This window comes from Geminicoccus sp., from assembly GCF_035556675.1.
Lineage (GTDB): Bacteria > Pseudomonadota > Alphaproteobacteria > Geminicoccales > Geminicoccaceae > Geminicoccus.
Genome location: NZ_DATMFZ010000339.1, coordinates 1 through 13659 on the forward strand (window position 1 = coordinate 1; position 13659 = coordinate 13659).

Below are 13659 nucleotides of genomic sequence, written 5' to 3' on the forward strand. Positions count from 1 at the left end.
ACCCCCAGGAAGGCCAGGCCGAGGCCGACCCAGAAGGGGAAGAAGCCCCGGCCCATGCTGGCCGGGCTGCCGAGCGGATGGTGCAGCCACGAGATGGCGGCAAACATTGCTCCGATGCCGATGAACAGCAGGCTGGCCAGCGTCTGCTTGCGCAGCGTCGACGTCATCTTCTTTCTCTCCCTGATCCGAACACGGCCTTTTTCCAGGTCGCGTCCTCGCCGCCTTCTTCGGGGCAGCGGACTAGAGGGCCTTGAGGCCCGCGCGCTCGACCGCGCCGATCAGATCGTTTTCCATGCGATTGCGCTGAGCCAGATGGTTCGCGGTGGCAGCAGCGACGTCGCCTGCGGCGAGCAGATCCACCAGTTCGGCATGTACCGCGGTCGACGTGCTGGTCACGTTGCGCAAGCGCAGGGCCACCAGATGGGCGCGCTGGACGAAGTCGCGGTGCTCCAGGCCGACACGGGCGATCCAGGGATTGCCGCAGAGCTGGAGCAGGCCGCGGTGGAAGCGCTCGTCCGCACTGTGCCAGTCCGCCAGCTGGCCCGCCGCCGCATCGACCTCCCGCATGGCGGCCACTGCCTCGCGCAAGGGGGCCAACCCCGTTTCGCCCAGGCGCTGCCCAGCGATCAGGGCCACCGCCTCGACCTCCAGCGCCGTGATCAGCTGGTAGACGTGGCGCATGTCGCTGACCCGCAGGAAGGCGACCCGTGTCGCCTTCCGCGGCAGGACCTCGAGATAGCCCTGGGCATGCAGGAGCCGGATGGCGTCCCGGACGGGCGTCCGGCTCACGCCGAGCCGCTGGGCGATCGCGCTATCGTCGATGATCTCGCCGGCAGGCAGGACATCGGTGAGGATCTGGTGCTTGATCCAGGCATAGGCCCGATCCACCAGGGACGTGACCTCCCGCTCCTTCTGCGCGACCTCCGCCTGCATCTGCCCTCCTCAGGCCGCGGCCATCTGGCGATCCATGGCACGGCAGACCGCGGCAGTGACCTTCTCGGTGCCGGCGCTCCCGCCCAGGTCCGGCGGCAGTGCCTCGCCGTCCTTGAGCACGGTCTGCACCGCCCCATCAATCCGCTTGGCTGCCGCAACCAGCGCTCGGTCCTGGTGCCGCTCCCCCAGCCACTCCAGCATCATCGCGCCCGCCAGGATCGTGCCGAGCGGATTGGCGACGCCCTGCCCGGCGATGTCGGGGGCCGAGCCGTGGGCAGCCTGGAAGAAGCCGCGCTCGTCGCCGATCTCGGCCGAAGGCGACATGCCCATGCCACCCACCGTCACCGCGCCGAGGTCGGAGATGATGTCGCCGAACATGTTCTCGGTCACGATCACGTCGTAGAAGTCCGGCCGGCGGACCATGTGCACCATCATGGCGTCGGCATAGCCGTAGTCGAGCTCGACGTCGGGATAGTCCTGGGCCACCTCCTGGCAGACCTTGCGGAAGAAGGCGTAGCTGCGCAGCACGTTGGCCTTGTCGCAGACCGTCACCCGCTTCTTGCCGTCCTTGGGCGCGCCGTTGCGCTGGCGCGCCAGCTCGAACGCCTTGCGGGCGATCCGCTCCACGCCCTTGCGGGTCATGACCAGCGTGTCGGTCGCGACCTCGTCCCTGAGATTGGTGCCGCTGCCGCGGCTGGCATAGAGCCCCTCGGTGTTCTCGCGCAGGATCACGTAGTCGATGTCGCCCGGCTTCATGTCCTTGAGGGGGGAGGTCACGCCGGGATGCAGGCGGATCGGGCGGACATTGGCGTAGAGGTCCAGGCGGAAGCGGAGCTGCAGGCCGAACTCGATCCCGGCCTCGGTGCCGTCCGGGTAGACCACGCCGGGAATGCCCGCCGCACCGTGCAGGATCGCACCGGCCGCCTTGCAGGCCTGGAACGTCTCCTCCGGCAAGGCGGTGCCGCTCTTCTGGAAGTGCGCGGCACCGGCGGGAAGCTCGACCAGGTTGAACGCGCTCTTGCCGGCGGCAGCGCAGATCGCCTCGACGGCGGCGGCACAGACTTCCGGGCCGATGCCGTCGCCAGGCACGACCGCGATCTCGTACGTCTTCGACACCAGTAGATCCTTTGGCAGGCAGGAAGGGAAGGCCCCGCACCCAGCGGGGCCGGTCGCGCGATCAGTTCATCGCCGCCTTGAGGTTGGCCTTGCGGATCACCTCGCCGTAGCGGTCGTATTCCTCGCGGCTGAACGCCTCGAACTCCTCGGTGCCCATCACCTGGACGGTGCCGCCGAACTCCAGGATGCGCTGCCGGAAGGCCGGGTCTTCCAGCGCCGCCGCCAGGGTGGCGTTGAGCTTGTCGACGACCGGCCGCGGCGTGCCGCCGGTCGTGTAGAGCGCGTACATGGTCTGCATCTCGACGTCCGGGTAGCCGGCCTCCCGGATCGTCGGCACGTCGGGCATGTCCGGCAGGCGCTCCGGGCTGGTGACGGCGATCGGCTTCAGGTTGCCGGCCTTGATCTGCGCCGCGGCGGCCGGGACGGTATCGAAGGTCATCTGGATGACGCCGGCGATGATGTCGATCTGGGTCGGTGCAGCACCGGGATAGGGCACGTGCACCGACTTCACGTCGGCAGCCATGTTGAACTGCTCGGCCAGGATGACGTGGGTCGTGCCGAAGCCGGACGAGCCGTATTTCACGGCGCCCGGATTTTCCTTCATGTAGGCCACCAGGTCGGCCACGCTGTCCACGCCCATGTCCTTGTTCACCACGAGCACGTTGGGCACGAGCGTGATGAGGCCGACCGGCTGCAGGTCCTCCAGCGTGTCGTAGTCGAGGTCGAGCAGATGCGGCGCAATGGAGACCGGCGTGCTGGCCGCGACGAACAGGGTGTGGCCGTCGGGCTTGGCCTTGGCCGTTGCCGATGCACCGATCGTATTGGAGGCACCCGGGCGGTTCTCCACGACCACCGATTCATCGAGCAGCTTGGAGAACTCCTGCGCCACCAGGCGTGCGATGGTGTCGCTGCCGCCACCTGGATTGGCGCCCACCACGACCGTCACCGGCCCTTCCGGAAAGTCTTGTGCGACGGCAGGGCCAAGGGCGAGCGCCATCGCGGCGAGAGCGCCCAGCGCTCTCGAGCCTAGCTGCATCAACGGGGTGACTCCCTGAATTCGAACAGCCGGCTTCGCTTGGCCGGCGCCGCCATATCAACTGACATTTCACATGATGTGTCAACACGGTTCTGCCGGGCAGACTTCCTGCGCAGACATCTGCATCAGTCCTGCGGCAGCGCTCAGAATGCAGAACCTCCCAGGTCTCCAGGATGGCCCTTCGGATGTCTGGGACGTCGATCAGGCTCAGATAGCTGACAACCAGGTCGAAGGTCTCATCCGGCAGCTCCAGCACCTCCGCCCGGCCGATACGGTCATCGCCCCTAGAATCCCGCTTGCGAGCGTACTCGATCAGGCGCTCGGTCGGGTCGACTCTGACGGTCCTGATCCCCTCAGACTGCAACATCCGGCAGAACCGGCCCTCACCACAGCCGACATCGAGGGCCGTCTTGAAGCCGTGGCCTTCGATCCGGGCGAGCAGCGGGGCGCCCAGGGCGAACCGGCGGCCGAAGTCACCATGCTCGCCGATGTCCTGGATCCAGGCCGCAGCCGATTCCTCTCAACCATTGGTCATGCCCTTCCTTCCAGAACTGGAGGGCGCAGAAAGTTGCATTGCGCCATGGCGTCAGGGGCATGGCGGGTCTGATGGATCAGACGCCTCCCGACACGCGCACCACCGTTGCCGTCAGGTAGGATGCCTCGTCCGACAGGAGCCACAGCACCGCATGGGCGATCTCCTGCGGCTGGGCGATCCGCCCCATGGGCACGCGCGCAGCGACGCGCGCCGGCCGATCGGGATCGCCGCCGGCGGCATGGATGTCGGTGAAGGCGGTGCCGGGCGCCACGGCGTTGATGCGGATGCCCAAAGGAGCGACTTCCTTGCCGAGGCCGACCGTCAGGGCATCCACCGCGGCCTTGGTGGCCGCGTAGTGAACATACTCGCCGGGTGCACCGAGAGTGGCCGCGATCGACGAGATGTTGACGAGGCGCCCGGCGATCCCGGCCGCCTGCCACCGCCGTACGGCCTCCTGCGCCACCAGCATCGTGCCGAGGAGGTTCACGTCGATCGTGCGGCGGAGCACCTCCAGGGGCAGGGCCGCAAAGCTGCCGATCCGGCCGGTGATCCCGGCATTGCTGACGACGGCCTTGGGAGGCCCCAGCATGGCCGTGGCCTCGTCGAAGAGCGCACCGGCGAAGGCAGGGTCGGCGACATCACCTCGAACGGCATGGGCGCGCGCGCCGCTCCCGCGAAGCTCCTCCAGCAATGCCTGGGCAGCGGCCGCATCCTCGCGATAGCTGAAGCAGACGGCATAGCCGCGGGCCGCGGCAGCCCGCACGATCGCCGCCCCGATGCCGCGACTGCCCCCGGTTACTGCCAGGACATCGGCATCATGGCTCTGCTCGTTTCCGGTGTTGGGCAATGGATCATCTCCCTGTCGAAAGCGGCTTTGCCGGAACAACTATGGCGCAGCTCAACTCTGCCCGCACCCGCCAAGGGACGTGAAGCTCGGATGCCGATCCGCGCGTTGCACGTCTCCTCCTAGGATCAGGCACAGCCACAGAGATGCAGGCTCATTGACCCACCGACTATCGTGCTTTTGACCGTCATCGTGAACGCCAGGGTCACCTCGATGGTCCGACGCAGGTCATGGTGCTGGGTCTTGCGGTGCGGCGGCACGCCTCGATCGAGGGTGCCCCGACCGCCCACTGCCCATCCGTCAGCACACCCGTCATCCGCAAAGGGAGCTCAACAAAACCACCTCGTCACGAACTGGAAGCAGATCAGGCTGGCGATCATAACCGACCGGCAAAGGCAGTCAGGCCCTGCCCGCCCGGCACGGTGATCCTCGGGATGCGCATCAACGGATCGCCCTTCCGCCAATGACGTTCCTCGCAGGTGAATCCGAGAACGTAGCCGCAGCCGCTCAGCTGCCGGCAGACGGCTTCGTCATGGGCTCCATACGGATAGGCGATGGAGTCGCAAGGCTCGCCAAGCTCGCGACGCAGGGTTTCTGCAGCATGCTGGGCTTCGGCGAGAAGTTCCTCGGGCGACAGGCCCGTGAAGGGGGTATGGCTCGCGCCATGCGCGGCGAACGTCACGCCCTTTCTGCGCATGAGCCTCATCTCGTCCCATCCGAGCAATGGCGCCGGCGTGCCGTGGACTTCGTCCCATGACGCGACGGTGCCGGCAGCACCGGTGACCACGAAGACGGTCGCGGGAAAGCCGCGCTCGTGCAACGCAGGCAGCGCGTTCGCCAGCATGTCCCGGTAGGCATCGTCGAAGGTGATCATCACGGAGCGTTTCGGCAGCCGCATCCTGCCGCAGGCTGCCTCCCGGAACGTTTCGAGCGAGATGCCCGTGAACCCGTTCTCGCGAAGCCAGTCCAGCTGGGCTTCGAAATCGGCTGGGGAGATTCGGTACGGGCGCAGCGTCGGGGGTCCGTCCTCGGCAACGCGGTGGTAGACGAGGATGGGCACGCGGTCGGGGCTGGCGACGATGTCCGCGGCCCCTCTCCCCCGCCAGTCGAACAGCTCGATTACCTTTTCCGGCACGTCGTCGGCGAACGGGATGTCCACCCTTTCCGGCTCGATCGGCGCGGCGTCCGGCGCCGTCCTTTGAAACACGTGGATGCGGTACAGGGCGGACTTCCGCTCGGACACGAGCCGAAGATCGGGGACGGTCGCGAACACCTCGCCGATCGTCCTGGCCCCGAATGGATGGCGCCAGCGGAATCCCGGCTGGCCAGGATCATCGGCAACGAGATTGGCATGGGCCATGACCAGGCGCCCGCCGGTCCGCAGGCCCCGCGCCAGCTTGAACGCGATCTCCCTCAGGCGGACCCGGTCGCCCACGTAGTACAGCACCTCGCTGCAGACGATGAGATCGAAGCGGCCTGGCAGGTCGTCGCGGCAGAGGTTCAGCAACGCGAATTCGACGTTCGACGACGACCCGCATCGATCCTGCGCGCGTTTCAGCGCGGTGGCCGAGATGTCCGCCGCGACCAGATGGTCCACACGCGAGGCGAGTTCCCTGGTGAAATGGCCTTCCGCGCAAGCCAGCTCGAGGGCCCGCGGGATGCGACCCGATCCGATCGCGTCCAGGGTCTGCCGGTACTTCAGTTGCTCGTACGGGTTCGTGTAGTCCCAGGGATCCGGCTCCCTGAAGATCTCATCCCAGAACCTCCGCGAACAGGGATCGCCCTCGTCGGCCGGCCGGGCCAGCCGGGCCAGCCTCCTCTTCAGGCCCCGCCCGAGTGTCCGTGTCCAGGACCGGAGCCGTCGAAGCGGTGCGTGCTCCGGATGGATCTCCCGGGCGATCAGCTCGTCCAGGCGCTGCCGTGACAGCCGCCCGTCCGCCGGCATGACGTCGATCCGGCCAAGGCTCCGGCCGCGGGCATGGACCCTCAGCTGCACGCGCTCGATTGGCGGGGGCAACCGAAGGTCTGCGCGATGTCGGTCCGCCTGGATCGGCACGACGAACAGGGCGCCCAGCGTCGCGGATGCGTCGGCCGGAATGTCGGCGCTCATGGCCAGCTCGAGCCGCCGCAACGTCCGCCGTCGCAGCCTGCCGATCGTCGCGCGGCGCTCCAGGACGGTGAGCAGGTGCTCGATCCTGCCGGCCAGGCGAGGCCAGAGGACGGGCCAGTCCGGCAGCGAGTTGCTGTCCCTTGCCAGCCCGTCCACCAGGAAGTTCGCGAGCAGGTCCGGATCGGGATCCAGGAGCGGGCCGTCCTTCAGGTAGTCCAGGTATGGCGTCGTGTCCTGGTCCTGCCGGATGGCCGCCGCCGCGATCCAGGCCGTGAAGCAGGCTTCCGCCGCCGGGCGTTCGGCAGCGGGAAGCCCCGACACGTAGCGGGGATGTACGCGGGAAAGCCGCGGATCGGGAGCGTGCCCGCGTGCGATGACCTCCAGGCCCGCCTGCCAGAGCCTCGGCAGGTCGGTGCTCAGGGAACCGGCCCGCAGCCGGTAGGGCACACAGATCCGCGGTTCGGCGACGAAGCAGGCGCCCAGGCGGGCCAGCCGCTGCCACAGGTCCCAATCCTCGCATGTCGACAAGCTCGGATCGAACCCTCCGACCATCTGGAGGCGCGTGCGCCGCGTTAGCGCGGCGTGGACGGTGAAGGGACAGGTGCGTGCCATCGCAGGAAACGGATCCGATGGATCCAGAGGGGGACGTGCCGGTCCCGCCGTGCCGTCTTCCCAGATCAACCGCCATCCGCAGACGACCACATCGGCATGCGGCGCAGCGTCGACGGCCGCCGCCATGACGTCGAGATGGGCCGCCTCCAGGGTGTCGTCCGCATCCAGGAAGAGGACCCACTCGCCCTTGCTGTCGGCCAGGCCCGTGTTGCGCGCCACGGACACGCCACCACGAGGAGCCGAGAGCAGGCGGATCCTCCGTTCCTGCCGGGCCCACTCCGCCGCCACCTGAGCCGTCGTGTCCGACGATCCATCGTCCACGACCACCGCTTCCCAGGATGGCCAGGCCTGGCGGGCGACGCTGGCGAGCGTCCTCGAAAGCGTCGAGGCGGCATTATGGGCTGGAATGACGATCGAGATCAGGGGATCGGGCGTCGGCCGGTCGCCGCTGGCGGCGGCGGATCCGCCGCTCCTCCTGCCCGGGGGACTTCTTGGCCGGAGGAGACCGTTCCTGGCAATAGAAAGCAGCCGCTCATGCATAGTATATCCTGTGACAAATTATAAAATTCATTGCAGATATTATATATCTGCGTGAGGCAGTCTTCTATCGAGCTGCCTGCCTCGCCGTGTCCAGATGGTGAAGGCGGGCAAAATGGCCCTTCCGGTCCAAGAGCTGATCGGGCGGCCCGGCTTCGACGACGCGGCCGTCTTCCAGGACGATGATCTGGTCGGCCATTTCGACGGTCGACAAGCGGTGGGTGACGACGACGACGGTGCGCTGACTGGCAAACTTCTCCAAGGCGAACTGGAACGCCAGCTCAGTCTCGATGTCCAGGTCGCTCGTCGCTTCGTCCAGTATCAGGATCGCCGGGTCGGCCAGGATCGTCCTTGCCAGGGCGATCCTCTGCCGCTGCCCGCCGGACAGCCGCATGCCGGAATCGCCCACCACCGTCCCGTAGCCTTGCGGCAAGGCACGGATGAACTCGTCGGCATGGGCTATGACCGCGGCCGCACGGATGTCATCCAGATCAGCGCCGAGATCGCCGTAACCGATGTTCGCGCCGATGGTGTGGTTGAACAGCTGCACGTCCTGCGACATCAGCGCCAACTGCCTGCGCCAGGACGGTATGCGGAACCGCCGCAACGGAACGCCATCTGCCATGACCTCGCCTTCGGTCGGATCCTGGAATCGCAGCATGAGCGAGATGATCGTCGACTTGCCCGCCCCGGACCTGCCGATGATCGCCGTCGTCCTGTTGGCAGGGATCGTGATCGAGACGTTGCGCAGCACCCAGTTCTCCTCCGGCGAGTAGCGGAAGGACACGTTCGTGAACGTCAGGCTTTCCCGGACCGGAACTGCTTCGGTATCGCCATCGGCCAGGTGCGGCCGCGCGGTCGAGACGATGAAGTCCTCGACATCGTCGATCGTGCCGCACGAGCCGCTGAGCGCCACGTTCGCCTCCATCATTTCGCGGGTCGGGGCCTGGAGGCGATAGAGCAGGGAGAGGAATGCCGCGGTGGCTGGCAGGCCGATCTGCAGCGACTGGGATGCGAGAACCAGGACGGTCACCATGGCCACGATGGACAGATCCAGCACGGTTCCCGGCATTGCCCAGAGCATCTCGATGAAGGACGCATGTCTTCGCACCTGATCGGAGGCGTCCCGAAACCGGCTTCCTTCGTAGCCTTCGCGACCGAACGAGCGGATCAGCTGCAGCGAGTAGATGCTCTCCCACATCCGCAAGCTGAACTTCTTGTTCTCGTCGACGACATCGCGTCCTGCCCGGCTTGCACGGCGCGTGATGCCGCGGACGACGAAGGCGATGAGAATCAGGAAGACGAGTGCTGCCAAGGTCAGCCTGATGGAAATGACCGCCATGACGGCCAGGAAGATCGTCAAGGTGCAGGCGCAGACGATGATGCGGTACACGAGCCTGAGCGCGCTGCCCACCTTGTAGGAGCCTTCATCGATCCGGTTGGCGATGTCCGAGCGCTGGCCATCCCGGCGATAATCGACGCAGGAACTGATGGCCTGTTCGAAGATCAGGACGCGCAGTCGATGCGATACCAGCCCGTCCAGATGGTGTGCGAGCCAGACGCCGATGAGGCCGGTCCCGTTCTTGAGCAGGATGACGACGCAGAGCATCGTCAGGACGAGCGATGTTCCATGCGCTTGGGGAAGGAATGCCAGGATCCGGTCGGGAAGCGGCAGCAGCCTGCCCGATGTCACCGGCTCGCCGATCAGGCTCTGGATCAGGGGGATGAACAGGAAGAGGCCCGTGGCCTCGAGCAAGGCAGTGACCACGCCCAACAGCACGATCAGCGGCCCTATCCAGGAGGGCGGCGCGGCCAGCTTGACGATCCTCCTCGCCTGGCGCAGGGGGGCGAGGCCGTACATTACCAGCTCTGCTCCAGATAGAGAGGCCGCCGATCGAGCTTGGCTGGGCGCCGGGCGTAGGCGCGGAGCAGATGCCTGGTGGCCTTCAGGGCCAGAAGCGGGCTGATCTCCAGGAGCCTCGACATCAGGCTGACGGCCGCACCGGTACGCCCGGCCGATGCGGCGCGGGTGGCGAACCACAGGAGCGCCTCGTAGCGGTGGGCGTTCAGCTCGGTGTCGTACTGGGGATACCTCGTTTGGTACTCTTCGAGCACGATCTCGCAGGATCTGGCCATCTGGGCGAAGTCGCTCGACATGCTGTCGGGGAGTTGGCGGTAGCCGACCAGGTATCGCGGCACCACACGGAACTCGAACCGCTCGGCGATACGAAGGCATATCAGCAGGTCCTCGCATCCCTGGGCATCGCGCCCATGGAGCGACACGTCGTATCCGCCGGCGGCCTCGAAAGCGGTTCGCCGTATCAGGATCGAACTACCGTTGCCGACCCAATTGCGCCTGCACATGGCGCGCAGGGCATCGCCCTCGACCTTCCTCTGCTCCCCTGGCACGTGCGCGCGCCCGGCTTCATCCACCTGTACGTGCCAGCAGTAGACCAGCCCGACCTCCTCGCTCTCCGAGGCAAGGGCTTCCATCTGCAGCTCGATCTTTTGCGGCGCCCACAGATCGTCCGCGTCGACGAAAGCGAGATATGCCGTGTCCGTGGCGACGGCGCCGGCGTTTCGGGCGGCGGCCACGCCGGCATTTGCCTGGCGGATCAGTCGTACCCGTCGGTCGTCGCGCATGTGCTCCGCGACTGCCTCCACGGAGCGATCCGTCGACCCGTCGTCGACGACCACGATATCAAGTTCACGATAGGTCTGCCTACGCACGCTGGTGAGCGTGTCCGAGATCGTCCTCTCGCCGTTGAATAGAGGAATGATCACACCAACAGCCGGCAAAGTTGGCCAAGTTTTCACAATGCTGATTTTCTCCCGAATTACAAAATCCGAAAAAGAAACATTAATCAGAATAAGTATGGCCTATCTCTTGCTGAAGATACACCAGCTTTCTGGGCGCTGGCAAGATCAGCTTTTCGTTGTATTTACCGCTTAAGGATGAATGAAGCGGTGCTGGATGCCGCGGGACGGCGCTCCATGATCCATTTCAAATCAGCCTGAGAACCGCCCGATGCCGGAACCACACCGCCGCGCCAACCGGGCAAGATCCGCGGTCCGTTCGGCCATCGAGCACGTGTTTGCTGAACAGAAGCAGCGCAGCAAGCTGTTCGTGCGCCCCATCGGTCTGGCCCGCGTTAACATGAAGATCGTCATGGCCAACATGGCATATAACATGAAGCGGCTGGTTTGGCTTGAGCAGCAGGCCGCCACTTAGAACGGATGTTGGCTGGTCTTACCTATCCAAGGAGATGGGCTGCGGCTCCGGGATGACCTGCTGGCGGAGATTGCGAGACTGGCAAGCAGCCGGTGTGTGGGCGAAACTTCACCGTGTGCTGCTCGATCGGCTGGGCCATGGCCAACGCGATCGACTGGAGCCGGACAGCGGTCGACAGTGCCTCGTTTGGAGCGAAAAAAGGGAGGCGAGGCGACGGGACCGAACCCGACTGACCGCGGCAGCCTCGGCTCCAAGCGCCACCTCCTCGTCGACGGCAACGGCATCCCACTGGCGCTCCTCCTCACGGCAGCAAACAGGTACGACAGTGCATCGGAAGGCCTTGGAAGCGCCCGGCCGCACTTGAGCACTCTAAGCACCTGTTCGACGTCGAGCAGATCGTTCACCCACTGCCTAGGCTGCGTCGCCTGCGCGGGCCAGCAGGTCCATCAAGACGACGGCAACCAACGGAAGCTCCCATTGAGGCAGGTCATCGCGGATGATGTGACGCACCTCCTCGACATCGACACCCCGAGTTCGTCCAGAAGTGCGACGGGCCGCGGTCGATCCGAGCCTGCGGGATCATCCAGTTAATCATTCTGGCTGAAGACTATCCCCCTGCAGGATAAAGGCAGCGGCTGTCTGGATGTCGCCAGCGATGGCTGCCCTGGCGCCTGAACCGTCACCGGCTTTTACAGCAGTGAGCGCCTCAAGATGTCGGCTATAGGAGCCGCCGGTAGCTAGCCGCTCCGGGTTGGAACGTGTCTCCAGGATGATGAGAGGACCTGCCCGCAGCCAGAGCGACTCGATGATCCCATAAAGCCGAGAAAGGTGGGCAGCCCGGTACAGGGCGAAATGGAACTCCATGTTCAAGGCTGCGGCCTCGACATAGCAGGGCTGCGGCGATCGGCAGTAGGCCCGGTACGCGCTTTCTGCCGCTGCGATCGATGCGATGTCGTCGTCCGACCTTCGAAGCGCGGCCTGTTCCGCGCAAAATCCTTCGATCTCCGTCCTGACTATGATGAACTCATGAAACTCGCTGGACGTCATCCGTGGCAAGTAGAACCCTCTGTTGGGTGAGGCTATCAGGGCTTGCTCGGTCACCAGCCGGTTCACCGCATCACGGACAGGCATGACCGATACCTGAAGCGCCTGTGCGATCTCACGCAGCGACAGTCGGTCTCCCGGCGCGAGCTTGCCGGACATGATCAGGTTGCGGAGATCGACATATACCTTGCTGGCCAGCGACGAGCGCTCGACGCGAGGCAAATTCTCCAGCGCAGACAGCACGGAGCCTCCGATTTTGAGGTGACAGCAACCCTTCCGCAGGTATATCTGATATCACAGATAACGGTCAGGGACTAGAATCCGCTGGCCCTGTCAGGGAACAGGCCGAAACGAGCCGTCAAATATCGCGCATGATTCCGGCACCGGCACGACCATAGATGCGGGGCTTCTGGCTTCGCCGGTGCTCATTGACCAAGAGCAATGCTCCGTCATTGACGGCTTCTCACAGACGACCTGCAGTCCGCAAAAACATGAGCCTGTACAACCAAGAGGGGAAGCGAGTGGCGAGTTCGGACAAAGTCATCATCACCTGTGCGGTGACCGGCGCCATCCACACTCCGTCCATGTCGCCCCACCTGCCGGTGACCCCGGAGGAGATCGCCGATGCCGCGGTGGGCGCCGCCGAGGCGGGTGCCGCGATCATCCACCTGCATGCACGCGATCCTGAGAACGGCATGCCGGTGCAGACCCCGGAATCGTTCGGCCGCTTCCTGCCGATCATCAAGCAGCGCTCCGACTGCGTGGTCAACCTCACCACCGGCGGCGGCATCGGCATGACCGTGGAGGAGCGGGCCAGGCCCACGGCGGTGTTCAAGCCCGAGGTCGCCTCGCTCAACATGGGCTCGATGAACTTCGCCACCTTCCCGATGCTCAACCGCTTCAAGGAGTTCAAGCACGCCTGGGAGCGCCCCTACACCGAGAAGACCAAGGACAACATCTTCAAGAACAGCTTTGCCGATATCGAGTACATCCTGAAGATGTGTGCCGGCAACGACACGCGCTTCGAGTTCGAGTGCTACGACACGGCGCATCTCTACAACCTGGCCTATTTCCTCGAGCAGGGCCTGGTGAAGCCCCCGCTGTTCATCCAGACGGTGTTCGGCATCCTGGGCGGGATCGGCACCCATCCGGAGGACGTGGCGCACATGAAGCGCACCGCCGACCGGCTGTTCGGCAACCAGTATCGCTGGTCGGTGCTGGGGGCGGGCCGCCACCAGATGCGGATCGCCGCCCAGGCGGCGGCGATGGGCGGCAATGTCCGGGTGGGTCTGGAGGACTCGCTGTGGGACGGCCCAGGCAAGCTCGCGGAAAGCAATGCCGCCCAGGTGCGCCGCGCCCGCCAGATCATCGAGGGGCTGGGCATGCAGATCGCGAGCCCCGCCGAGGCGCGCGAGATCCTGGAGCTCAAGGGCGGGGATCGCGTCGAGTTCTGAGCGAACGGACCTGTCCCGCGACCGACGGGGCCGGCCGCCATGATCTGGGAGCAAGCACGATGACCGACAGGATCACCAGGCGGGGCCTGGTCAAGGGTGGCACCATGCTGGCGGGTGCCGCCGCCGGATTCGGCACCATCTACGGGCCGTGGAAGCACAACCGCGCCTATGCGCAGGAAGGCAAGCCCATCAAGATCGGGCTGACC

At 65.7% G+C, this 13659-nt stretch carries 10 protein-coding genes and 2 pseudogenes; 3 read left to right on the forward strand and 9 right to left on the reverse strand.

Annotated features, from left to right (window positions below):
- Positions 1-240 precede the first annotated feature (240 nt).
- The 8 genes and pseudogenes from VNS22_RS23705 to VNS22_RS23740 all read right to left on the reverse strand — a co-directional run bounded on the left by VNS22_RS23705 (position 241) and on the right by VNS22_RS23740 (position 10507).
- Entirely contained in the window at positions 241-933 is a 693-nt protein-coding gene (locus VNS22_RS23705) for a GntR family transcriptional regulator (RefSeq protein ID WP_325736897.1), read from the reverse strand.
- A gap of 9 nt (positions 934-942) precedes the next feature.
- A complete protein-coding gene (locus tag VNS22_RS23710) occupies positions 943-2049 on the reverse strand; it encodes an isocitrate/isopropylmalate dehydrogenase family protein (protein ID WP_325736899.1) in 1107 nt (368 codons plus the stop codon).
- A gap of 61 nt (positions 2050-2110) precedes the next feature.
- A complete protein-coding gene (locus tag VNS22_RS23715; RefSeq protein ID WP_325736916.1) occupies positions 2111-3085 on the reverse strand; it encodes a tripartite tricarboxylate transporter substrate binding protein in 975 nt (324 codons plus the stop codon).
- A gap of 205 nt (positions 3086-3290) precedes the next feature.
- Positions 3291-3452, reverse strand: a pseudogene (locus tag VNS22_RS28440) (class I SAM-dependent methyltransferase); the annotation flags it as partial.
- Positions 3453-3696: 244 nt separating this feature from the next.
- Positions 3697-4467, reverse strand: a complete 771-nt coding sequence (locus VNS22_RS23725) for an SDR family oxidoreductase (protein WP_325736902.1) — start codon at positions 4465-4467, stop codon at positions 3697-3699.
- A 373-nt stretch (positions 4468-4840) separates the two neighbouring features.
- Positions 4841-7726, reverse strand: coding sequence for a trifunctional glycosyltransferase/class I SAM-dependent methyltransferase/polysaccharide deacetylase (locus VNS22_RS23730; RefSeq protein ID WP_325736904.1), 2886 nt, complete (start codon positions 7724-7726; stop codon positions 4841-4843).
- 64 nt (positions 7727-7790) lie between these two features.
- Positions 7791-9584, reverse strand: coding sequence for an ABC transporter ATP-binding protein (locus VNS22_RS23735; RefSeq protein ID WP_325736906.1), 1794 nt, complete (start codon positions 9582-9584; stop codon positions 7791-7793).
- Positions 9584-10507, reverse strand: a complete 924-nt coding sequence (locus tag VNS22_RS23740) for a glycosyltransferase family A protein (RefSeq protein WP_325736908.1) — start codon at positions 10505-10507, stop codon at positions 9584-9586. Before VNS22_RS23740 ends, VNS22_RS23735 begins: the two co-directional genes overlap by 1 nt.
- Positions 10508-10751: 244 nt before the next feature.
- Here VNS22_RS23740 and VNS22_RS23745 point away from each other — a divergent pair, with 244 nt between their 5' ends.
- Together VNS22_RS23745 and VNS22_RS23750 are read left to right on the forward strand one after the other, a co-directional pair.
- Entirely contained in the window at positions 10752-10955 is a 204-nt protein-coding gene (locus VNS22_RS23745; RefSeq protein WP_325736910.1) for a hypothetical protein, read from the forward strand.
- A pseudogene (locus VNS22_RS23750) lies at positions 10951-11282 on the forward strand (IS5/IS1182 family transposase); the annotation flags it as partial. The gene VNS22_RS23745 and the pseudogene VNS22_RS23750, both read left to right, overlap by 5 nt.
- Positions 11283-11546: 264 nt before the next feature.
- On the opposite strand, the gene VNS22_RS23755 reads toward VNS22_RS23750, so the two are convergent.
- Complete coding sequence (locus VNS22_RS23755) at positions 11547-12242, reverse strand: GntR family transcriptional regulator (RefSeq protein WP_325736912.1); 696 nt, start codon at positions 12240-12242, stop codon at positions 11547-11549.
- A 248-nt stretch (positions 12243-12490) separates the two neighbouring features.
- Here VNS22_RS23755 and VNS22_RS23760 point away from each other — a divergent pair, with 248 nt between their 5' ends.
- Positions 12491-13453, forward strand: coding sequence for a 3-keto-5-aminohexanoate cleavage protein (locus VNS22_RS23760; RefSeq protein WP_349261882.1), 963 nt, complete (start codon positions 12491-12493; stop codon positions 13451-13453).
- Positions 13454-13659: the final 206 nt, after the last annotated feature.